Annotated in this window: 20 protein-coding genes and 2 pseudogenes; 15 read left to right on the top strand and 7 right to left on the bottom strand. The window is 65.9% G+C overall.

The genetic code is table 11. The features are described 5' to 3' along the window. The 4 genes and pseudogenes from HV786_RS26935 to HV786_RS26920 all read left to right on the top strand — a co-directional run. Nucleotides 1-224 (top strand): annotated as a pseudogene (locus HV786_RS26935) (hypothetical protein); the annotation flags it as partial. A 45-nt stretch (nt 225-269) separates the two neighbouring features. Beyond that, nucleotides 270-899, top strand: coding sequence for a LysE family translocator (locus HV786_RS26930; RefSeq protein ID WP_062840156.1), 630 nt, complete (start codon nt 270-272; stop codon nt 897-899). Nucleotides 900-1,007: 108 nt separating this feature from the next. Then, nucleotides 1,008-2,615: a peptide chain release factor 3 gene (locus HV786_RS26925; RefSeq protein ID WP_056327757.1), complete on the top strand. Its 1,608-nt coding sequence runs from the start codon at nt 1,008-1,010 to the stop codon at nt 2,613-2,615. A gap of 37 nt (nt 2,616-2,652) precedes the next feature. Further along, nucleotides 2,653-3,327 carry a hypothetical protein gene (locus tag HV786_RS26920; protein WP_056327756.1) on the top strand — a complete coding sequence of 225 codons (675 nt, stop codon included), beginning with the start codon at nt 2,653-2,655 and terminating at the stop codon, nt 3,325-3,327. Between the two features lie 93 nt (nt 3,328-3,420). Here the strand turns inward: HV786_RS26920 and bfr are convergent, their stop codons facing one another. Then, nucleotides 3,421-3,897 (bottom strand): bacterioferritin, encoded by a 477-nt coding sequence (gene bfr / locus HV786_RS26915; protein ID WP_056327755.1) that lies wholly within the window; start codon nt 3,895-3,897, stop codon nt 3,421-3,423. Between the two features lie 392 nt (nt 3,898-4,289). Further along, nucleotides 4,290-5,201: a DMT family transporter gene (locus tag HV786_RS26910; RefSeq protein ID WP_056327754.1), complete on the bottom strand. Its 912-nt coding sequence runs from the start codon at nt 5,199-5,201 to the stop codon at nt 4,290-4,292. A gap of 133 nt (nt 5,202-5,334) precedes the next feature. Here HV786_RS26910 and HV786_RS26905 point away from each other — a divergent pair, with 133 nt between their 5' ends. After that, nucleotides 5,335-6,198, top strand: a complete 864-nt coding sequence (locus HV786_RS26905) for a LysR substrate-binding domain-containing protein (protein ID WP_128829727.1) — start codon at nt 5,335-5,337, stop codon at nt 6,196-6,198. A gap of 29 nt (nt 6,199-6,227) precedes the next feature. Here the strand turns inward: HV786_RS26905 and HV786_RS26900 are convergent, their stop codons facing one another. Continuing rightward, nucleotides 6,228-6,506, bottom strand: a complete 279-nt coding sequence (locus HV786_RS26900) for a (2Fe-2S)-binding protein (protein WP_056327752.1) — start codon at nt 6,504-6,506, stop codon at nt 6,228-6,230. A gap of 121 nt (nt 6,507-6,627) precedes the next feature. Next, nucleotides 6,628-8,055 carry an RNA polymerase factor sigma-54 gene (rpoN, locus tag HV786_RS26895; RefSeq protein ID WP_476691494.1) on the bottom strand — a complete coding sequence of 476 codons (1,428 nt, stop codon included), beginning with the start codon at nt 8,053-8,055 and terminating at the stop codon, nt 6,628-6,630. A 16-nt stretch (nt 8,056-8,071) separates the two neighbouring features. Between rpoN and HV786_RS26890 the strand changes: the two genes are divergently transcribed. Then, a complete protein-coding gene (locus HV786_RS26890; protein ID WP_128829726.1) occupies nt 8,072-8,734 on the top strand; it encodes a hypothetical protein in 663 nt (220 codons plus the stop codon). Nucleotides 8,735-9,252: 518 nt separating this feature from the next. Further along, nucleotides 9,253-10,962, top strand: coding sequence for a 2-isopropylmalate synthase (leuA, locus tag HV786_RS26885; protein ID WP_062840150.1), 1,710 nt, complete (start codon nt 9,253-9,255; stop codon nt 10,960-10,962). Nucleotides 10,963-11,146: 184 nt separating this feature from the next. On the opposite strand, the gene HV786_RS26880 is transcribed toward leuA, so the two are convergent. Then, nucleotides 11,147-12,475, bottom strand: coding sequence for an amidase (locus HV786_RS26880; RefSeq protein WP_128829725.1), 1,329 nt, complete (start codon nt 12,473-12,475; stop codon nt 11,147-11,149). A 320-nt stretch (nt 12,476-12,795) separates the two neighbouring features. Here HV786_RS26880 and HV786_RS26875 point away from each other — a divergent pair, with 320 nt between their 5' ends. The 6 genes from HV786_RS26875 to HV786_RS26850 all read left to right on the top strand — a co-directional run bounded on the left by HV786_RS26875 (nt 12,796) and on the right by HV786_RS26850 (nt 18,920). After that, complete coding sequence (locus HV786_RS26875; RefSeq protein WP_056327747.1) at nt 12,796-13,809, top strand: LacI family DNA-binding transcriptional regulator; 1,014 nt, start codon at nt 12,796-12,798, stop codon at nt 13,807-13,809. A 46-nt stretch (nt 13,810-13,855) separates the two neighbouring features. Continuing rightward, a complete protein-coding gene (locus HV786_RS26870) occupies nt 13,856-14,653 on the top strand; it encodes a phosphodiesterase (protein ID WP_063954084.1) in 798 nt (265 codons plus the stop codon). Nucleotides 14,654-14,768: 115 nt separating this feature from the next. Next, the gene (locus tag HV786_RS26865; protein WP_128829724.1) at nt 14,769-15,824 is read left to right on the top strand and encodes an ABC transporter ATP-binding protein; all 1,056 of its coding nucleotides are present in this window, start codon (nt 14,769-14,771) and stop codon (nt 15,822-15,824) included. Between the two features lie 112 nt (nt 15,825-15,936). Further along, nucleotides 15,937-17,232, top strand: a complete 1,296-nt coding sequence (locus tag HV786_RS26860) for an ABC transporter substrate-binding protein (RefSeq protein ID WP_128829723.1) — start codon at nt 15,937-15,939, stop codon at nt 17,230-17,232. 15 nt (nt 17,233-17,247) lie between these two features. Further along, nucleotides 17,248-18,123, top strand: a complete 876-nt coding sequence (locus tag HV786_RS26855; RefSeq protein WP_062840145.1) for a carbohydrate ABC transporter permease — start codon at nt 17,248-17,250, stop codon at nt 18,121-18,123. Continuing rightward, the gene (locus HV786_RS26850) at nt 18,120-18,920 is read left to right on the top strand and encodes a carbohydrate ABC transporter permease (protein ID WP_056327742.1); all 801 of its coding nucleotides are present in this window, start codon (nt 18,120-18,122) and stop codon (nt 18,918-18,920) included. Before HV786_RS26855 ends, HV786_RS26850 begins: the two co-directional genes overlap by 4 nt. A gap of 71 nt (nt 18,921-18,991) precedes the next feature. Here the strand turns inward: HV786_RS26850 and HV786_RS26845 are convergent, their stop codons facing one another. Together HV786_RS26845 and HV786_RS26840 are read right to left on the bottom strand one after the other, a co-directional pair. After that, the gene (locus tag HV786_RS26845) at nt 18,992-19,309 is read right to left on the bottom strand and encodes a hypothetical protein (RefSeq protein WP_056327741.1); all 318 of its coding nucleotides are present in this window, start codon (nt 19,307-19,309) and stop codon (nt 18,992-18,994) included. An 81-nt stretch (nt 19,310-19,390) separates the two neighbouring features. Further along, a complete protein-coding gene (locus HV786_RS26840) occupies nt 19,391-19,738 on the bottom strand; it encodes a DUF1840 domain-containing protein (RefSeq protein ID WP_056327740.1) in 348 nt (115 codons plus the stop codon). Between the two features lie 269 nt (nt 19,739-20,007). On the opposite strand from HV786_RS26840, the gene argS reads away from it, so the two are divergent. Both argS and HV786_RS26830 read left to right on the top strand, forming a co-directional pair. Then, nucleotides 20,008-21,693, top strand: coding sequence for an arginine--tRNA ligase (argS, locus tag HV786_RS26835; RefSeq protein WP_056327739.1), 1,686 nt, complete (start codon nt 20,008-20,010; stop codon nt 21,691-21,693). Nucleotides 21,694-21,702: 9 nt separating this feature from the next. Then, nucleotides 21,703-21,977 (top strand): annotated as a pseudogene (locus HV786_RS26830) (SPOR domain-containing protein); the annotation flags it as partial.

Raw genomic sequence — 21,977 nt, 5'->3', positions numbered from 1 at the left:
CGGCCCGCGCCGGTGAAGGCCGCGGCAATGCCGGGCCGCGCGAAGGCAAGCCCGCCGACCGTCCGGCTCACGCCGGCCGCGCCGAGGGCCGTCCGCAGCAGAACCGCCGTCCGGAAGGTTCGTCGCGCCCGGCAGGCAATGCGCCCGCCGGCCGCTCGGCCGAAGGACGCTCGGGCCAAGGCCGTCCGGGCGGTGCGCCCCGCGCCGCGCTCCTGAGCAAGTAATATCACTGGCAACCCCGACACAGCGACCCACGGACCCGCGCCATCATGCCTTTATCCACCTGGTTGACGTTCTTCCTGGCCTCCTGGGCCATTTCGTTCTCACCGGGCGCCGGCGCGATCTCGGCCATGTCGTCAGGCCTGAAATACGGCTTTGCGCGCGGCTACTGGAACACGGCAGGCCTGATCCTGGGCATCCTGTTCCAGTTCGTCGTGGTGGCCGTGGGCCTGGGCGCCGTGCTCGCCACCTCGGAAATGGCGTTCAACGTCGTCAAGTACCTGGGGGTGGCCTACCTGGTCTACCTCGGCGTGCGCCAGATCCGCACGGATGCCGCACCCGTTGCGGTGGACGCGGGCGATCCCCGCAAGGCGTCCATCCGCGATCTGGTGATGCGCGGTTTCCTGATCAACACCATGAACCCCAAGGGCACCGTGTTCCTGTTGGCCGTGGTGCCGCAGTTCGTGGACCCGGCGCTCTCCTTGACGCCGCAATACGCGGCGCTGGCGGCCACGCTGGCGTTCACCGACCTGGTGGCGATGGGCGTGTACACGCTGCTGGCGGCGCGCGTGTTGCGCCTCTTGCGCGATGCCAAGCACATCCGCTGGATGAACCGGACCTTCGGGTCGCTGTTCATCCTGGCGGGCGTGTTCCTGGCGACCTTCCGCCGCCACAACTGAATATGAAGCGTGGGGCACGTGCCGGCAACGGCGCGTGCCCCACATGTTTTCGTGCACGACACCGGACCGCGCCGGCCTGATTGACGGCGCCAAGCAGAAACCTCCGATATGAGCATTTCCAACGAAGTCGCACGGCGCCGTACGTTCGCCATCATTTCCCACCCTGACGCGGGCAAGACCACGCTGACGGAAAAGCTGCTGCTGTTCGCAGGCGCGATCCAGATCGCCGGCAGCGTCAAGGCGCGCAAGGCGTCGCGCCATGCCTCGTCCGACTGGATGGAAATCGAAAAGCAGCGCGGCATTTCCGTGGCGTCCTCGGTGATGCAGATGGAATACCGCGACTGCGTCATCAACCTGCTCGACACCCCGGGCCACCAGGACTTCTCCGAAGACACCTACCGCGTGCTGACGGCGGTGGACGCCGCGCTGATGGTGATCGACGCTGCCAACGGCGTCGAGCCGCAGACCATCCGCCTCCTGCAGGTCTGCCGGGCGCGCAACACCCCGATCATCACGTTCATCAACAAGATGGACCGCGAAGTGCGCGAGCCCCTGGAACTGCTGTCGGAAATCGAAGGGCACCTGGGCATGGACGCCGTGCCGTTCTCGTGGCCGGTGGGCATGGGCAAGTCGTTCGGCGGGGTGTTCGACATCCGTCGCGACCGCATGCGCGTGTTCCGTCCTGGCCAGGAGCGCCGCTCCGACAACGACGACTTCATCGAAGGCCTGACCAACCCCGAGATCGCCAAGCGCTTTGGCGGGGCGTTCGACCAGGCCAGCGGCGAGATCGAACTCATCAACGAAGCAGCGCCCGCGTTCGACCGCGACCAGTTCCTGGCCGGCAAGCAGACGCCCGTGTTCTTCGGTTCCGCCATCAACAACTTCGGCGTGCAGGAAGTGCTGGACGCCCTGGTCGACCAGGCGCCGCCCCCGGGTCCGCGCACGGCCCTGCAACGCGAAGTGCAGCCTGAAGAACCCAAGTTCACCGGCGTCGTCTTCAAGGTGCAGGCCAACATGGACCCGGCGCACCGCGACCGCGTTGCATTCGTTCGCGTGAGCTCCGGCCGCTTTGAACGCGGCATGCGCCTGAAAGTGGCGCGCACCAACAAGGAAATGCGCCCGAACAACGTGGTGTCGTTCCTGTCGCAGCGCCGCGAACTTCTGGACGAGGCCTATGCCGGCGACGTCATCGGCATCCCCAACCACGGCGTGCTGCAACTGGGTGACGTGCTGACCGAAGGCGAGACCCTGCAGTTCACCGGGCTGCCGTTCTTCGCCCCGGAACTGTTCCAGGCGGTCGAAGTGAAGGACCCGCTGCGCACGAAGCAGCTGCGCACCGGCCTCACCCAATTGGGCGAGGAAGGCGCCATTCAGGTGTTCCGTCCCGATGTCGCCGGCGGCTCGCTGCTCTTGGGCGCGGTCGGCCAACTGCAGTTCGAAGTGGTCGCGCACCGCCTGAAGACCGAGTATGGCGTCGATGCCCGGATGCTGCCGTCGCGCTACACAATGGCACGTTGGATTACGTCTGAAAACCCCAAGGCGCTGCGCAAGTTCATGGATGCCAATGCCGCCCATATCGCCTATGATGTGGTCGATGCTGCGGCGTTTTTGATCGGTTCTCCCGCGCAGTTGCGCGTCGCCGAGGAACTGTATCCCGATGTGAAATTCCATGCCATGCGGGAGCACGGCGGCAAGGTTTTCGGAGACAAAGCGTAGACCCGTTCGGGTTCCGCACGGCAGATTGAGGGTAGCAATGTCTTGGCGTTTTTTGATCGCAACGCTCCTGATCGCGCTCGGCGCGTCGGCTTGGGGCGGTATTCAACTGGGTGACTGGCTGGTGGCGCACGCGCCCGCGGCCGCGCCCGCTCCTGGGCAGGACGCCGCCGCGTCCCAGCAGCCCGTGCTGGACGCCAACGGCCGTCCGTACGTGGCGCAGCCGCCGCAACCGCGTATCGATGGCACGCTGGGCGTGCCGGACAAGCCGGCCGACCGCGAATGGCAGGTCAATACCGTGTCGCTGTTCGACACGGTCAGCGACCCGGCCGTCCAGATCTCTCGCGAACGCATCAGCCCCGAACAGGCGCGCGAAATCGCTGCCTCGTCGCACGTGCCGCTGCCCTCGGGCACGTCGGACGTCAGCACCATGGACCTGCTGGTTCCAGGCACGTCGACTGCCATCAATGGCGGCGTGGCCGCCGGCGGCAGCTACGGCACGCCGCAAATGGTGCAGGCGCCCCCGCCGCCGCCCAACACGGCGCCGGCACCCGGCGCCCAGGGCTGGCAGGATGCGCTGCGGCGCGAACTGGCCCAATGCGCCACACAAGGCTTCTTCGAGCGTCCCTCGTGTTCCTGGAACGCGCGCAACAAGTACTGCGCGCCGAACCGCGCCTGGGGCACGATGGCCGAATGCCCGGCCCGTCCGCAGTAAGGTCTCTGCAACGGCATATCAGCCTGCCTGCGCAGGTTTCCGGCATGAAAAATGGCGCCCCGCGGGGCGCCATTTCTTTTGCAGCCAAGTGCCTTATTCGGGCACGGACATCTGGCTTTGCAGGTAGTTCTGGATGCCGACCTTGTCGATCAGGTCGATCTGCGTTTCCAGGTAGTCGATGTGCTCTTCGGTGTCATCCAGGATGTCCTGGAACAGATCGCGCGACACGTAGTCCCGCACCGATTCGCAATATGCAATGGCTTCCTTGACGGTTGCCTGGGCAGCCGTCTCGAGCTTCAGGTCACAGGCCAGCAGTTCCGGCACGTCTTCACCGATCAGCAGCTTGTGCAGGTCTTGCAGATTGGGCAGGCCGTCCAGCATGAAGATACGGGCGATCAGACGATCGGCATGCTTCATTTCGCCGATCGATTCTTCGTACTCGTGCTTGCCCAGCTTGTCGAAGCCCCAATGGTTCAGCATGCGGGCATGCAGGAAGTATTGGTTGATGGCCGTCAGCTCATTGGTCAGTTGCTTGTTGAGAAACTGGATGACGGTTTTGTCGCCTTTCATGATGGACTCCTTGCAGTCAGGCGCGACGCGAGCGCATCGCGACAAAGGAGCGCACGATGCCGCGCGTACGCAACCCGTGCAGACTACCATTGGGCGCAGGGCCGCGCCTAGCCTCGCGCTGCATTTGGTAAACGGCTTTAGGAGCGCAACAAGAAAGCGACAGGCTAATGAGAATGAGTATGCGTGCGTGAGGCCTTGCGCGCTTGGGGACGGATTGGCGCGGCTTTGCGATGCGCGTCATGCCGGATCGGGCGCGCACATGCCGGGCCTTTGTGCGCCGGATGCGCATTGATGGTGCCCGATCCGCCCTGCCAGCGTATCGCGCGCGCTCGTTGCATATCAGCAACCGCAGCGGGCCGTATTGACCGCCCTCAATATTGACCGCCCTCAACTTACGCGGTGCGCCGCGTTGCAAGCCAGATGCCGAACGCGATGGGAACGATGCCCAGCAAGTCCAGCCACGAAACGGGCTCGCGCAGCACCACCCATCCGAAGAGCAGGCCCAATGGCGGCATCAGGAAATGCAGCGCGCTCGCCGACGTGGCGCTGGCGCGGCCCAGGATCATGAACCACAGGTAATAGCCGCCCATCGATACCGCCACGATCATGTAGGCCATGCTCCAGATCAGGCTCGTGGTCAGGCGCGCATCGCCCAGGCTCTCGGTGGCCAGGGCAAACGGCAGCAGCGCTGCGGCGCCGGCCAGCGACTGGATGCCGGTCGACGTCCACAGACCGGAAGTAGGCTTGAGCCGCTTGTAGAGCAGCGTGCCGGCTACCAGCGCCACCAGGCCGCCCGTCACGAGCAGCGTCCCGTGCAAGTCTTCCTGCATGCCGGTCAAACGCGACCGCAACACCAGCGCGACGCCCGCCAGGCCCAGGCACAGCCCGAGCATTTTGCGCCAGCTCAGCCGCTCGCCCAGCATCGGACCGGCCAGCACGCCGATGAGCAGCGGATTCGTGCTGATGAGCACGGCCGTGAACGCGGACGACACCGTGGTCATCCCCGACCAGCTCAGACCCAGGTAGAGCGCGTTGTTGAGCACCCCCAGCAGCACCAGCGCCGCCAGGTCGCGGCCGGAAGGCAGCTTCCAGCGGCCGCTGGCCGCTGCCAGTCCCAGCATCAGCGCGCCCGCAATCAGGAAACGGATCGTCAGCAGTGTGAGCGGCGGACAATCGCGCACCGCGATCTTCGCGGCGGCAAAGGCCGAACTCCACAGAAAGCAGAACGCGGCGATCGGCGCCAGGCTGATGCCAGGGCGGTCATTCGCGGGCAAGGCGCAAGCAGGGGTGGAGAGAGCCTTCATGGCGGGTCCGGCAATGTGGGACTGCGGCCGCGGTGGCGGCGGGATGCAGGCATTCTCCTCGCGGCCCCATCCATTGACAAACTCTTTATTCGGATCGAAAGTATTTGAAAATCAAATGGCTCGGGGGTGCCCCATGCTTGATCTCGATCTTTTGCACAGCTTTGTGTCGGTGGTGGATGCCGGCGGTTTCACAGCCGCCGGCGAACGCGTGCACCGCAGCCAGTCCACCGTCAGCCAGCAGATCCGCAAGCTTGAGGACACGCTGGAATGCCCGCTGTTTCTGCGCGAGGGCCGCCAGGTCCAGCTAACCGAGGAAGGCGAACGCCTGTTGGGTTACGCGCGCCGGATGCTGGCGTTATCCACCGAGGTCCGCGAAGCCGTCAGCGGCCGCAAGCGCGTGGACGTGATCCGCCTGGGCATTCCGGACGATTTTGCGGTCGACGCGCTGACGGCTGTCGTCGCCCAATTTGCGCGTACACGGCCGGGCGTGCAGTTGTCGGTGCGTTGCGATCTGACCGCAGTCCTGGCCCGAAGCCTGGAGCGCGGGGATCTGGACGTGGCGTTGCTCAAGCGTGAGCCGGGTGCGGGCGCGGCGTTGGCGGCATGGCCGGAACGGCTGCACTGGATCGGTAGCGATTCGGTGCAGCTTCCGTTGGGCGCGGAGGCGCCGGTGCCCCTGGTCGCCTTTTCGCAGGGCTGCATCTACCGCAACCGCGCGATCCACGCGCTGGAATCGGCTGGACGGCGCTGGCGCATCGCCTATGAAAGCCCGAACCTGTCGGGGGTGCAGGCCGCCCTGGCCGGCGGCCTGGGCATCGCGCTACTGGAACGCCGCTGCATCGGCGCCGGCCACCGGATCCTGGACGTGGGCCTGCCCGCGGTGCCGCCTTCGGAACTGGCGTTATGCGTGGCCGGCCCGGCACGCGAACCCGCGCGTCAGCTTGCGATGGATATCAGGGATTTTTGCGAGAAGGAAATGTCGCGGCTCGCCGCATGAAGGCAGCGAGCCGGTAGAGACACCAATGCTCAGGCGATGGCGACCAGCGGAATCGGGAAGCTGCTGTTGGCAGCCGGCGTGTCCGATTCGACAAGGGCGGGAGCATTGACCGGAACCGCGATGGAGCGCACGTCGCACACGCTGGAGCAGCGGCCGCCCGGCAGGTATTCGGCGGCGGTTGCCGCGCAGCAGCCGCAGCACGTGGCCACGCCCAGCTCGAACTGCAGGTCGGAAAGCGTCGTCGCGCCGGCGTCCACGCTGGCGCGGACTTGGCGTTCGGTGATGGCATTACATACGCAAATGTACATGCGAATGATTATCGAAAAATATTCATGCCCTGACAAGCCCTTCGCGCAAATAAATTTGCAACCGAACTGTCACGCAAGCCGTTGAAAACAGGGACGAATTTGCCGAAGCACGTCCCTTATTTCAGCGCGCGGAGGCCTGCGCCTTGCGCAGCGCGGCAGGGGCAATCCGCAGCGCTTCGCGGTACTTTGCCACCGTCCGGCGCGCAATCACTATCCCCTGATCGGCCAGTTTTTGCATGATCTGGCTATCCGACAACGGCTTGGCGCGGTTCTCGTCGGCCACCATCTGGCGGATGTAGGTCTGCACCGCGGTGGCCGACGTGGCGTCGCCGCCTTCTGTCGACACGCCCGTTCCAAAGAAGCGCTTGAGCTCCAGCGTACCGAATGGAGTGAGCATGTACTTCTGTGTGGTGGCCCGTGAAATGGTCGATTCATGCAAGCCCAGCTCGCCGGCGATGTCCTTCAGAATGAGCGGACGCATCGCCGCCGGCCCCTGGCTGAAGAAAGCCGTCTGACGCTCGACGATGGCCTGCGACACGCGCAGGATGGTGTCAAAGCGCTGCTCCACGTTGCGGATCATCCATTTGGCCTGCTGCAGCTGGGCCTGCAGGCCGGCGTGGGCGGATTCCTTCTGGTTGCCCAGCATCTGGGCGTACAGCCCATTGATCTGCAGCCGCGGCACCGCCGCGCTATTCAGCGTGGCCTGCCAGCCGCGCCGCGTCTTGCGGACGATGACATCCGGCACTGCGTACTCGGCCGCCGGCACGGTCCAGGCCCGGCCCGGCCGGGGTTCCAGGCGCAGGATCAGCGAATGCGCCGCGCGGAACGTGGTCTCGTCGCAGCCGACCGCCGCACACAGGCGCGCGGCGTTGCCGGTTGCCAACAGCGGCAGGTGCTCGGCGCAGATCCGGCGCGCACAGGCCAGCACGGCGGGGTCGGCCGCCTCGGGCAGCAAGGTGAGGTCGGGATTGCGCAGCTGCAGTTGCAGGCATTCGGCCATGTCGCGCGCGCCGATGCCCACCGGGTCGAACGATTGCAGAAGCGACAGGGCGGCGCGCAGCTCGTCCATGTCGGGCTCCATTTCGGCAGGGAGCCAACCCAGGATTTCATCCAGCGGCGAACCCAGGTAGCCGTTTTCGTCCAGTTCGTCGATCAGCAGGGACGCCAGCGCGGCATCGCGCGGCGCGGCGCGCGTCAGGGCAAGCTGACCCAGCAGATGTTCGCGCAGCGTGTCCGGCCGCGCCGCCTCGGGCAGGCTGGCGTCGTCGTCGGGATACACCCCGCCCGAGCCAGGCATCTCGTCGATGGCGGTCTCGCGCTCGGCCGCCGGTTCGTCGTCCTGAACCGAAGATTCGCGCTCGGATTCGGCCCGATCCTCCGCCGTCGCCGGCTCGTCCTCGCGATCCAGCAGGGGATTCTCGGCCAGCACTTGCGAGATTTCCGCTTCAAGGTCGAGCGTGGACAACTGCAACAATCGGATCGATTGCTGAAGTTGTGGGGTCAGCGTCAGGTGCTGGCCAGGCCGCAGTTCTAAAATTGGACGGGTCATAGGTACAATATTTTGCATGATGAATCTGACTTCGCCCGCAAGCGTTCGCCAGGACTGCCGATTGATCGGTCAGACCCTGCTCAAACTGGCGCTTCCCCGACTCGTTCTGCGCGCGATCGTCATCGCCGTCGCCCTGGTTGTCTGGTATCTCGTAGCCACGTGGATACTGGATTTCGGCAAGCGCATGAACTATGACTTTCTGCACACGCTGGGCCAGCCGACCATGGACATGGCGCAGCGGATCAACCCCTATCTCTGGTGGGTGGTTGCCGGCATCTGGACGCTGATCGTCTTCTTCTCGGTGCGCGCGTGGTTCTACGCCAGCCTGGCTTCCGGCGCCGCAACGCCCGTCGGCACGGATACGCTGGCCGAACTGGCGCCGAACCTGTCCGAGGAATCGCTGGGCGTGCTGCGCTGGACGTGGGGCGACCGCCAGGAACCCTTCACCGTCGGCGACCTGCGCCGCTCGCTGTCCGAACTGCGCCACAACCGCGTCGGCAAGATCGACATGGTGGCCGAGCAGGCCCGGATTCTTGAAGGCGGCGTCAACCGGCCGACCCGGGATCCTCGGGATGACGGCCGCCGCGGTGACGACCGCCGCGTTGACCCCCGGGTGGACGGTCCGCGCGAACCGCGTGGCGATCGTTATGTCGAACCCCGCATCGGCCCTGCCCGTTAATTTCACTTATCCAAATCCGACTCAAGGCCGCCGCAAGGCGGCCTTGCTGTTTGCGCGGTCAATCCCCGCCAACGTCCGCGATCGACCGGGAAAACAGCCACACGCTCCCGGATCAAGCGCCCTTATCGCGCTGCCTGCGATCCCGCGCAAACGCCCGCAGCGCGATCCGTCCCTCGCTTTTTCCGTTTGCGCTTCCCGAAAAAGTGTGTTTGACTAGCACCCTATGGCCGCTTACCGCACCCCCTTCGCGATTGCCACCGGACGCTCCGCCGCTCCGGTTGCCGGCCTGCGCGCTCGTACCTCCTTCATCGCGCTATCGCTATTGCTACCGATCGGTTGCCGGGCCTAGTGTCCCCGTGGTAGCTCGGCAGCCACGCTTGCCACACGCGATTTTTCCCTTTTATCTCTGAATCCTGCCGTCCACCACGGCAACCCCTGGCACAAGACCGTCATCCGGTCGCGATGCCGACGAGCGCCAAGCGCGCCGGGATTCACAAGAAACCGATCGAGGTGTAGTGATGATGCTTGCCAACCCCGCCACCAAATACGTCCCCTTCGCGCCCTTTGCCCGCGATTTTTCCGAACGCACCTGGCCCAGCCGCCGCATCACCAAGGCGCCGATCTGGATGAGCACGGACCTGCGCGACGGCAATCAGGCGCTGATCGAGCCGATGAGCGTGGAACGCAAGGTCCGCTTCTTCGAGCAGCTCGTGAAGATCGGCTTCAAGGAAATCGAAGTGGGCTTTCCGTCCGCGTCGCAGACCGACTTCGATTTCGTGCGCAAGCTCATCGATGAAAAGCGCATCCCCGACGACGTGACCATCATCGTGCTGACCCAGTCGCGCGAAGATCTGATCAGCCGCACCGTGGAAGCCGCTGCCGGCGCCAAGCAGGCCATCGTCCACATGTACAACGCCTGCGCGCCCGCCTTCCGCAAGGTGGTGTTCAACATGTCCAAGGACGAGATCAAGAACATCGCCACGACCGGCACGCGCCTCATCAAGCAGTACACGTCGCAGCGCCCCGAAACGAAGTGGGGCTACGAATACTCGCCCGAGGTCTTCAGCACGACCGAACCCGAATTCGCGCTGGAAGTGTCCAACGCCGTGGCCGACGTCTGGCAGCCCACGCCCGACGCCAAGATGGTGCTGAACCTGCCCGCCACGATCGAAGCCACCACGCCGAACCTGTACGCCGACCAGATCGAGTGGATGCACAAGAACCTGGCCCGCCGCGACAGCATCGTGCTCAGCGTCCACCCGCACAATGACCGCGGCACCGCCGTGGCCGCCGCCGAATTCGCGGTGATGGCTGGCGCCGACCGCATCGAGGGCTGCCTCTTTGGCAGCGGCGAACGCACCGGCAACGTCGACCTCGTCACGCTGGCCCTGAACCTCTACACGCAAGGCGTGCATCCCGGCCTGGACTTCTCGGACATCGACGAAGTGCGCCGCTGCGCCGAATACTGCAACCAGTTGCCCGTCCATCCGCGCCATCCGTACGCGGGCGACCTCGTCTTTACCGCATTCTCGGGCTCGCACCAGGACGCCATCAAGAAGGGCTTTGCGTTGCAGAAACCGGACGCCGTCTGGGAAGTGCCTTACTTGCCGATCGACCCCGCCGACCTCGGCCGCAGCTACGACGCCGTGATCCGCGTGAACAGCCAGTCGGGCAAGGGCGGCGTGTCGTACCTGCTCGAGCAGGAACACGGCCTGGTGTTGCCGCGCCGCCTGCAGATCGAATTCAGCCGCGCCATCCAGCGCGTCACGGATGAGACCGGCCGCGAAGTCACCGCCGACGACGTGCACACGATCTTCAACCGCGAATACCTTGAGCAAAAGGCGCCGTGGAAGCTGATCCGCCATCGCATCGACGGCGATCCTTCGGCCGGCGAAGGCCAGCACTTCAGCATCGAAGCCGAACTTGAATTCAACGGCGAACGCCGTGTGGTGCGCGGCAAGGGCGACGGCGCGATTTCCGCCTTCGTGGCCGCGCTGGACGTGCCGGTTCGCATCATGGACTACCACGAGCACGCCATCGGCACCGGCACCGGCACGCGCGCCGCGTCCTACGTCGAACTGCGCGTTGGCGAATCCGCCACGGGCTTTGGCGTGGGCATCGACCGCGACATCGTGACGGCGTCGTTCCAGGCCGTGCTGAGCGCCGTGAACCGCCACATCAATTCGGGCGCCGTCACCGCCGAACAGGAAACCGCCGAAGCCGTGTGATCCACGACCAGGCCTGAAGCCCCCGACAACGGGGCACAAAATGAAGCCCGCCTTATCTGGCGGGCTTTTTCATTGCGTGTGAACCGTCTTTGCAGGAAGGTGTAGCGCGGTGTCTGACACCCTTGGGAGGTCGGCTTGGCATGACGACGATTTCGCCAGGGTGTCAGACACCAGTCCGCAGAATTCAGCCGCGCGGCCACATGTCCGACGCGCCGATGTCCGGCGCCGTGGCGGCCAGCAGGCGTGCGTGGATCCACGCGCCAATGGCGAGCAGGCGATGGTCTTCATGGCGCGCACCGACCAATTGCAGTCCCACGGGCAGGCCTTGCGGGCCGGTGGCAAACGGCAGGTTCAGGCAAGGCAGGCCAAACAGCGTCCACGCGCGCGAGAACTGCGGATCGCCTGTTCCGAGGTCAGCGAAGGGCGCCTCGCCGCTGGCGCTGGGCGCAAGCAGTACGTCGTATCGCTGGAACCACGTATCGACCCGCGCACGCGATTCGGCTGCGCGCGCCAGGTTCTTGATGTGCTGTTCGGCGCTGATCTGCGCGCCGGACTCCAGGATGGCCTGCAGTTTGGAACTAAGCTGCGCGGCATGCTCCAGCCGTTCATAGGCAAGCGCCTGCGAGGCCTCGAACGCCATGATGTCCGAATGCAGCTGCACCAGCACGCAATGCTCCGGCGGCAGCGGCACTTCCTCGACCTTGGCGCCCGCGCGCGACAGGATCGCCGCGGCCTGCGCGAACGCCTCCTTGGTTTCGGGCTGCGCGTGGCGCCATTGCAGGCTGCGGTACATGCCCACGCGCGGCGCGTCGTGATAGGACAAGTCCAGCACGCGCGGATCGCGCATCAGGACCGACGAGAACAACGCCACGTCTTCCACGGACCGCGCAAAGCCGCCCAAGGTGTCCAGCGATTCGGCCAGGCTCTTCACGCCCGCTCGCGGGATCCGTCCAAAGGTGGGCTTGAAGCCGACGACGCCGCAGTAGGAGGCCGGCCGGATGATGGAACCGGCCGTCTGCGACCCCAGCGCGAAGGGCACCATGTCGTCCGCCACGGCAGCCGCCGAGCCGCTGGACGAGCCGCCGGGCGTGTAGGCCTCGTTGCGCGGATTGCGCGTGGGGCCGGCTTGGTAGGTCGCGAATTCGGTGGTGACCGTCTTGCCGATGACGAGGGCGCCGGCGCCGCGGCACAGCGCCACCGAAGCGGCGTCCAGGCCGGGACGGTGCCGGTCGTAAATGGGGGAGCCGTAGCGGGTGGGCAGGTCGGCGGTGTCGAACAGGTCTTTCACGCCGATGGGCAGGCCGTGCAGCGGGCCGCGCAACGCGCCTTTGTCCAGCGCTTCGGCCTGATCGAGCGCAGCCTGTTTTTGCAGGGCCGTCCAGGCATGGACGGTGCTCTCGCGCTGTTCGATGCGCGCAAAGCAGGCGCGCACCAATTGCACTGCGGTCAATTCGCGCCGTTGCAGCTTGTGCGCGGCTTGGACCGCGCCCAGTCTGTTCAAGGCAATAGACATGATTCTTTCCTCTTTGCCGGTGCCGCGACAAGCGCGGATAATCCTTCGCACCCGGTCCCCTTGACCGAGGGTATGCCGGACATGCCCACCGCCCATTCAAGCAAGCGCCATGCCCGCACACACCGACCCTGCCATTGTGCGCTTCGCGTCAGTCAATTGGGAAAAACACCGAAAACGCCGGGTTTTCCGCGAAAACACGCGCCGCGCCGTGGCTTTGTGTTGTTGCGTTCGCACCAGCATAGCGCAAACCCGTGCAATACAAAGGTCATATTCCTCAAGTAAGATGAAATCGTTTTCAGCAAACTTGCAGCGATTCATTCATGGCCACGCGCCCGTCGCCCCGCTTTTCCATCATCGAAGTGGCTCGCAAGGCAGGCGTCTCGCCGGCGACGGTGTCGCGCGCGTTCAACCAGCCGGAGATCGTGCATCCCGATACGCTGGCGCACATTCGCAACATCGCCAAGCGCGCGGGGTTCCGGCCCAACCGCGTCGGCCGCAGCCTGCGTTCGGGCAGCACCCGCACCATCGGGCTGATCCTGCCCACGCTGTCCAATCCCGTGTTCGCCGAGTGCTTCGAAGGCGCGGAACGCCGGGCCCGCGAATCGGGCTACAGCGTCATGCTGACCGCCACCGGCTACGACCCCGCGGTGGAATCGGCTGCCGTGCAGGGACTGATCGATCATCAGGTCGATGGCCTCATCCTGACCGTGGCTGACGTGGGCAAGAGCGCCACGCTGGACGACCTGGACCGCAGCGGCATTCCCTACGTGCTGGTCTACAACGAGTCCAACGACCATCCCTTTGCCTCGGTCGACAATCGCGCCGCGGCAAGCGACATGGTCGCGCATCTGGCGGCGATGGGGCACAAGCGCATCGCGCTGGTGACCGGCCCGCTGACCGCTTCGGACCGCGCCCGCCGCCGTCTGATGGGCGCACGCGCCAGCGCCAAGAAACTGGGCCTGGACGCGATCCAGCATATCTCCATGAGTTCGCACACGGGCAGCGACGTGGACGCGCTGAAGGCCGCGTTGCGCGGCAAGCAGGCGCCCACGGCGCTTTTCTGTTCCAACGACCTGCTGGCCACCGCCGTCATCGCCGATCTGGTGGGGCTGGGGCTCTCCGTGCCGGCCGACATCTCGGTGTGCGGATTTGACGGCATGCGCTTTGGCGCCTTGCTGACGCCGCCGCTGACCACCGTCGCGCAGCCCAGCGACGGCATCGGGCAGACGGCCTGCTCCAACCTGCTGGCGCAGATTCATGGCCAGCCGCCGCAATCGAACCGCCTGCCGCACTGCATCGTCGTGGGCGGCACCGCGGCGTCCGTGCGCCGCTAGGCGCAGCCTGCTCAACAATCCAACCAATTCCAGATTTCCACGCGCCATGCTCATCGCTCAGATCACCGACCTTCACATGCGCACCCCGGGAGACAAGGCCTACGGCGTCATCGATCCGGCCGCGTTCCTGGCGCCGGCGGTTCGCGCCCTCAATGCCCTGACGCCGCGGCCCGACTGCGTGCTGATCACCGGCGACCTGACGGACCTGGGCAAGCCCATCGAATACCAGACGCTGCGCGAACACCTGCAGGCGCTGGAGATTCCGTATTTTCTGATGCCCGGCAATCACGACGATCGCGCGCAGTTGCGCGCCGCGTTTCCAGACCACGCATACCTGCAGGACGGCGGACCGTTCGTCCAGTACGCCGTCGAGACCTATCCGCTTCGCCTGTTGGCGCTGGACACCGTCGTGCCGATGAAGAGCCACGGCGAACTGTGCCAGACGCGCCTGGACTGGCTGGCCGAACGCCTGGCCGAACAGCCGGGCCGGCCCACGCTGGTGCTGATGCACCACCCGCCGTTCTTGACCGGCATCGAGCACATGGACGACATCGGCCTGCTGGCCGGCGCGCCCGAGCTGGAGCGCATCGTTGCCCGCTATCCCAACGTGGAGCGCGTGCTTTGCGGCCACCTGCACCGCACGATCTTCCAGCGCTTTGGCGGCACCATCGCCTCGACCTGTCCGGGAACGGCCCACCAGCTTGCGCTGGAACTGGGTCCGCGCCCCACGCTGCAGTACATCATGGAACCGCCCGGCTACCAGCTGCATTGGTGGCAGGGCGGCAATCTGGTCACGCACCACGCCGTTCTGGGGGATTACCCCGGGCCATATCCCTTCGGCTGACGTCCGGGCCCAGGAAACGCGCATTGCCACATATCCGTCATGTTTGCGCTGCACAATGAAAAGGTTTTCATAACAGGCAACAATGCGGATCTAACAATTAGATCTACGAGACAGCATGTCATCCATCGTTCTGGATAACCTCACCAAACAGTACGCCGGCGCGGCGGCGATTCAAGGCGTGAGCTTCACGGTTCCGGCCGGCAGCTTCACCGTCCTGCTCGGTCCGTCCGGTTGCGGCAAGTCGACGACGCTGCGCATGATCGCCGGCCTGGATACGCCGACCTCGGGCAGCATCCGCATCGGCGACCGTGACGTCACGCAATTGCCGCCGGCCAAGCGGCGCATCTCCATGGTGTTCCAGTCGTACGCGTTGTTTCCGCACCTGACGGTGCGCGAGAACATCCTGTTCGGCCTGAAGGTGCGCAAGGAGCCGGCCAAGGACTTCGACCGCCGCCTGCAGCGCGTGGCCAGTCTGCTGGGCCTGACCCACCTCCTGGACCGCAAGCCGTCGCAACTGTCGGGCGGGCAGCAGCAGCGCGTGGCGCTGGGCCGCGCCGTGATCTCCGAGGCGCCGGTCTGCCTGATGGACGAACCCCTTTCCAACCTGGACGCGCAGCTGCGCCACGAAATGCGGCGCGAGATCCGCGCGCTGCAGCAGAGCCTGGGCATCACCATGGTCTACGTGACGCACGACCAGACCGAAGCCATGAGCATGGCCGATCAGGTGGTGCTGCTGCGCGGCGGCCAGATCGAACAGCACGACACGCCCGACGGCCTGTATGCGCGGCCCGCCAGCGAGTTCGCGGCGCGCTTCATCGGCACGCCGCCCATGAACCTGATCGGCCTGGCGCCGCAACAGGGCGGCACGGTGATCGCCGGCACGCAAGGCCCGGTCATCGCGAACGCCCCGGCCGGCGCCGTGAAGCTTGGCGTGCGCCCGGAACATATCCGCATCGACGGCGACGGCATTGCCGCCACCGTGGAAAGCGTGGAGTACTTCGGCGCGGACTCCATCGTGGTGTGCCGCATCGGCGACACGAGCGGCGTGGCCGTGCGTGTCGGCGGCCACCTGCGCGCCAGCGCCGGCGAGCCGCTGCGCCTGTCCTGGCCGGACGGGCAACAGCATTTCTTTGCCGCCGATTCGGCGGTCATCAACACCGACGGGCGCTAGGGGAATGGCCCCCACGCTGCGCCTTCCGCTTGCTGCCCCCCAAGGGGGCGCTTTTTACCTTGGGGCGGCCCGGCGGTAAAAAAAGCCCCACCCACAGAAAAGGAAACACACCATGCGACGCATCGTACTCAAGACCCTGGCCGCCAGCCTGGCCGCCGCCTGCCTGTCTCTGCCTGTGCAGGCGCAGAACAAGCCCGTCGAGGTCGAGTTCTACTACCCGGTTGCCGTCGGCGGCCCGATCACCAAAATCGTTGACGACATGGTGACCGACTTCCAGAAGGAAAACCCCAACATCAAGATCAAGCCGATCTATGCCGGCTCGTATCAGGACTCCATCGCCAAGGCGCTGACCGCGCTCAAGGGCGGCACGCCGCCGCAGCTCGCGGTGCTGCTGTCCACCGACATGTTCACGCTCATCGACGAAGACGCCATCGTCCCGATCGACGGCCTGGCCAAGACCGACGCCGACAAGAAGTGGCTGGGCGGGTTCTATGACGCCTTCATGCAGAACAGCCGCACCGGCGGCCACACCTGGGGCGTGCCGTTCCAGCGTTCGACGATCGTCATGTACTACAACAAGGATCTCTTCAAGGCCGCCGGCCTGGATCCCGAAAAGCCGCCCAAGACCTGGGCCGAGCTGGTCGAGTACGGCAAGAAGCTGACCAAGCAGGACGCCTCGGGCAACACCACGCAGTGGGGCATCGAGATTCCGTCGGGCGGCGCGTTCGCTTACTGGCTGTTCCAGGCGCTGACCACGCCCAACGGCGCGATCCTGATGAACGAAGCCGGCAACGAGGTCTACCTGGACAAGCCGGCGGTGGTTGAAGCGGCCCAGTTCTGGCGCGATCTGTCGGCCAAGCACAAGATCATGCCGACCGGCACGATCGACTGGGGCACCACGCCCAAGGACTTCCTGGAAAAGAAGGCGGCCATGGTGTGGACCACCACCGGCAACCTGACCAACATCCGCAAGAACGCCGACTTCCCGTTCGGCGTGGCGATGATGCCGCAACAAAAGCGCGGCGGCAGCCCCACGGGCGGCGGCAACTTCTACATCTTCAAGAGCGGCACGCCGGAGCAGCAGGCAGCGGCGCTGAAGTTCGCGCAGTGGGCCACCACGCCCGAGCGCGCGGCCGACTGGAGCATCGCCACGGGCTACGTGGCCGTGACGCCGGCCGCCTGGGAAACCGAGAAGATGAAGAAGTACGCGCAGGAAGTGCCGGCCGCCACGGTCGCGCGCGACCAGCTGGAAGTCAGCGTGGCCGAATTCTCCACGCACGAGAACCAGCGCGTCACCAAGACTCTGAACGACGCCCTGCAGGCGGCGTTGACGGGTTCGAAGACGCCGCAGCAGGCCCTGACCGACGCGCAGCGCGAGTCCGATCGCATACTGCGTTCCTACAAGTAACCGACCCCAAGCACGATGAGCCGCTCTTTGAATGCGCTTTATGGCTGGCTGCTTCTGCTGCCAGCCATCGTGCTGCTCGCCGCCTTCACGCATTACCCGGCGGTGGCGACGCTCTGGCACAGCTTTTTCTCCACGCCGAAGGGCGCCCGTCCGGCCCGCTTCGTCGGGCTGGAGAACTACGCCGTCATGCGCGACGATCCGGTGTTCTGGCAGTCGCTGTGGAACAACCTGTGGTTCGCGCTGGGCACCATTCCCACCTCGATCGGCATTGCGCTGATCATGGCACTGTGGGTGAACCGCAACCTTACCGGCCGCGGCTTTCTGCGCATGGCGTATTTCACGCCGACGGTGCTGCCCATGGTGGCGGTGGCCAACATCTGGCTGTTCTTCTACACGCCGCAATACGGGCTGATCGCGCAGGTGATGGGCTGGTTCGGATCGCCCGGTCCCAACTGGCTGGGCAACCGCGAGACCGCGCTGCCCGCGCTGATGCTGGTGACCGTGTGGAAGGAATCCGGCTTTTTCATGATCTTCTACCTGGCGGCGTTGCAGACGGTGTCGCCGTCGCTGCGTGAAGCGGCCATGCTGGAAGGCGCATCGCGCTGGCAGTACTTCCGGCGCGTGCTGTGGCCGCTCTTGATGCCGACGACGCTTTTCGTGCTGATCAATGCGCTGATCAACGCGTTCCGGCTGGTCGACCATGTGGTGGTGATGACGCGCGGCGGCCCCGACAACGCCAGCACGCTGCTTCTCTACTACATCTACCAGGTGGGATTCAGCTTCTGGGACACGGCCTATGCCGCGACCCTGACCGTCGTGTTGCTGGTGGTGCTGGCGCTGACCGCGCTGATCAAGTTCCGCTGGCTGGACCGCAGGACGCACTACCAATGAAAGACAAGCTCGATACCCTGGGCGCCTGGGCGCTGGGCCTGTTGTGGATCCTGCCGCTGGCGTACGCCATGTGGGCGGCCTTCCATCCGCCCGCCTACGCCACGCGTTTTGACCTCTTTGCGCCGCTGACGCTGGACAACTTCGTGCGCGCCTGGAATGCGGCGCCGTTTCCGCGCTACTTCCTGAACACGTTCGTGCTGGTCACGATGGTGCTGGCCGCGCAGCTCGTGCTGTCGACGCTGGCCGGCTATGCGTTTGCACGCTTCGAGTTCCGCGGCCGCGACTTCGTCTTCATGCTGGTGCTGCTGCAGCTGATGATCATGCCGGACGTGCTACTGGTGGAGAACTACCGGTCGATGAGTCTCCTGGGCGTGCGCGACACGGTGTTTGCCATCGGCCTGCCGTACTTCGCGTCGGCCTTCGGCATCTTCCTGTTGCGCCAGACCTTCAAGACGGTTCCGCGCGAACTCGAGGAAGCGGCCCGCATGGAAGGCGCGAACCCGCTGCAAGTGCTCTGGAAGGTGTACGTGCCGCTCGCCAAGCCGATCTATGTGGCCTACGGGCTGGTGTCGGTCAGCCATCACTGGAACAACTTCCTGTGGCCGCTGATCATCACCAACTCGGTCGAGTCCCGGCCGCTGACGGTCGGCCTGCAGGTGTTCTCGTCCACGGACCAGGGCATCGACTGGTCCGTGATCACCGCCGCGACCCTGATGTCGGCCGCGCCGCTGCTGATCGCGTTCCTGCTGTTCCAGCGCCAGTTCGTGCAGTCGTTCATGCGGGCGGGGATCCGCTAAGGACCGCCAGCTGGATGCGCCGCACAAAAAACCCCGCTCAGGCGGGGTTTCTCGTTGGATGGGGCGGCGTTTCAGTACCCCACGGTCAGGCCCGGCAGGTCCACCGTGATGCGCGGACGCTCAAGCGCCAGCGCCAGGTGCTCGGCAAATTCGCGGGCTTCCTTTTCGTCGGTGGACAGCGTGTCGTAGCCCAGCGCGTCGGCCACACCCAGCACCTTGTCCAGCAACAGGACCTTGCCGCTGGGGCGCAGCGGCTCGCAGCCCAGGGTTTCCCAGGCGCTGTCGAACCAGTCGCGTGCATCGGCCTGGCGTTGCGGGGAGGGCTCGACGTTCGCGGACAGGTCCAGCGAACGGCGGGGGTCGAAAACGATGGTGATGTCGCTGCGCATGGGAAAAACTCCGTCAGAAGGCGTCAGGCCAACAGGGTAGGCAAAAAACGCCGGACAGATTGTCCGTCCGGCGACATATCCTTACCAGCCCCGCGACACTTCCCAGGTGACTTCGGCGCCCGCGGCTTGCGACTGGCGCATCATGTCCAGCAGCGGAAAGGCGCGTTCCTTCAGGCCCACCATGCGCGCCATCGGAGCGACGGCGGGCTTGTCGTCGTCTTCCTCGTCCTGGCCTTCGTGGGCGTGCTGATACTCGTCGATCGCGCGTTCGATGCCGCTGATGGCCGGTCCCAGTTGCTCGACGGTGAAGACGCCGCGCTCGGGGATCTTGTCGCCGACGGACTTGCCGGCCGCCTGCAGCAGGGGCCCGGCGTGGTCGGTCAGCATCAGGACTTCGGCCACGACCTTGGAGTGAAAAGTGATCAGCATATTCTGGTCTCCCACAATGATTACCTTAGCTACGTACACTACCGCAACGTCCCCATGATGCCAACTGGCGCCCCCAAATCAACTATGATTCAGGGGTTTCCCGTGACAGCAGGCGCCGCGCCGGCCCTGATTCCGGCTTGCGCGCGCCGGCTTGCCGGCCACCCGCCGGACGGCACCGTGACCCACGCCTATCGGCGCGGCGCGGATCGCCGGCAGGCCGCAAGCGCCGTGCCGCCATCGTCACTCACCCAGAACCACGCCAGACGCCCATGCTCCTCGAGCAACAGAAACAGCTAATCTCCCTGATCCAGGCCGCCGTCGCGCAAAGCCTGCCCGACGCCCAGCCCAACGTGCTGCTGGAACGCCCCAAGGTTGCCGCCCACGGCGACGTCGCCACCAACGTGGCCATGCAGCTTGCCAAGCCTGCACGTCGCAATCCCCGCGAACTAGCTCAGGGCATCGTCGACGCGGTGATGGCCAATCCCGACGCCGCCGCGCTGGTAGAGAGCGCCGAAGTGGCCGGCCCCGGCTTCATCAACCTGCGCATCACGCCGGCCGCCCGCCAGGCCGTGATCGCCGCGGTGGCCCAGCAGGGCGAGGCCTACGGGCGCGCCCCGCGCCTGGGCGAAAAGATCCTGGTCGAATTCGTATCGGCCAACCCCACCGGACCGCTGCACGTGGGCCATGCCCGCCAGGCCGCGCTGGGCGACGCGCTGTGCCGCCTGTACGACGCCGTCGGCTGGGACGTCACCCGCGAGTTCTACTACAACGACGCCGGCAACCAGATCCAGAACCTGGCGATCAGCGTGCAGGCCCGCGCCCGCGGCCTGACCACCGATTCCCCCGACTGGCCCGAAGACGGCTACAAGGGCGACTACATCGCCGACATCGCCCGCGACTTCCAGGACGGCAAGACCATCCAGGCGTCCGACGGCGAGCCCGTCACCGCCACGGGCAACATCGACAACCTGGACGACATCCGCGCCTTCGCCGTGGCCTACCTGCGCCGTGAACAGGACCTGGACCTGCAGGCGTTCGGCCTGGCGTTCGACAACTACTACCTGGAAAGCTCGCTCTACACGTCCGGCCGCGTCGAAGCGACGGTCAAGGCGCTGATTGCCGGCGGCCACACCTACGAGGAAGGCGGCGCGCTGTGGCTGCGCACCACCGAACTGGGCACGGGCGACGACAAAGACCGCGTCATGCGTAAAAGCGAGGGCGGCTACACCTATTTCGTCCCGGACGTGGCCTATCACAAGGCCAAATGGGAACGCGGCTTTCACCGCGCCGTGAACATCCAGGGCAGCGATCACCACGGCACCGTGGCCCGCGTGCGCGCCGGCCTGCAGGCGCTGGAAGAGGGCATCCCGAAGGATTACCCCTCGTACGTCCTGCACAAGATGGTCAAGGTCATGCGCGGCGGCGAAGAGGTCAAGATCTCCAAGCGCGCCGGCAGCTACGTGACCATGCGCGACCTGATCGACTGGGTTGGCCGCGATGCGGTGCGCTACTTCCTGATCCAGCGCCGCGCCGACACGGAATTCGTGTTCGACGTGGACCTGGCCCTGTCCAAGAGCGACGAGAACCCGGTCTATTACATCCAGTACGCCCACGCGCGCATCTGCTCGGTCATCAACAACGCCGGCATGCCGGCCGCCGACGTGGCCCAGGCCGACGCCGCGCTGCTGACCGCGCCGACCGAATTCGCGCTGATGCAGCGCCTGGCCGAATTCCCGCAGGTGGTGGCGCTGGCCGCTCAGGACCTGTCGCCGCACCACATTGCGTTCTGGCTGCGCGACTGCGCGTCCGACTTCCACGCCTGGTACAACGCCGAGCGCGTGCTGGTCGACGACACCGCCGTGAAGCTGGCCCGCCTGCGCCTGGCCGCCACCACCCGCCAGGTGCTGGCAAACGGCCTGGCGCTCTTAGGCGTTTCCGCGCCCGAGCGGATGTAACATCGGTTCATGGCCACCAAGCGCAAATCCACCCGCCGTTCCTCCGGCGAAAGCGGCAGCACCCTGTACGGGGCGCTGGCCGGTCTGCTGATCGGGCTGATCGTCGCCGCCGTCGTCGCGTTCTATGTCACCAAGGCGCCCGTTCCCTTCGTGGACCGGGCCAGCCGCCAGGGCGATACGGGCAAGCTGCCCGATCCGCGCTCGGCGCCGGACCCCAACGCGGGCCTCTACGGCCGCGACGGGGCGGCGGGCGCCCCGCCCACCGGTCCCACCGCCACCGCGCC

Source organism: Achromobacter mucicolens, from assembly GCF_902859725.1.
In the GTDB taxonomy this organism is placed as follows: domain Bacteria; phylum Pseudomonadota; class Gammaproteobacteria; order Burkholderiales; family Burkholderiaceae_B; genus Achromobacter; species Achromobacter mucicolens.
This window is presented reverse-complemented; position numbering and strand designations above follow the sequence as displayed.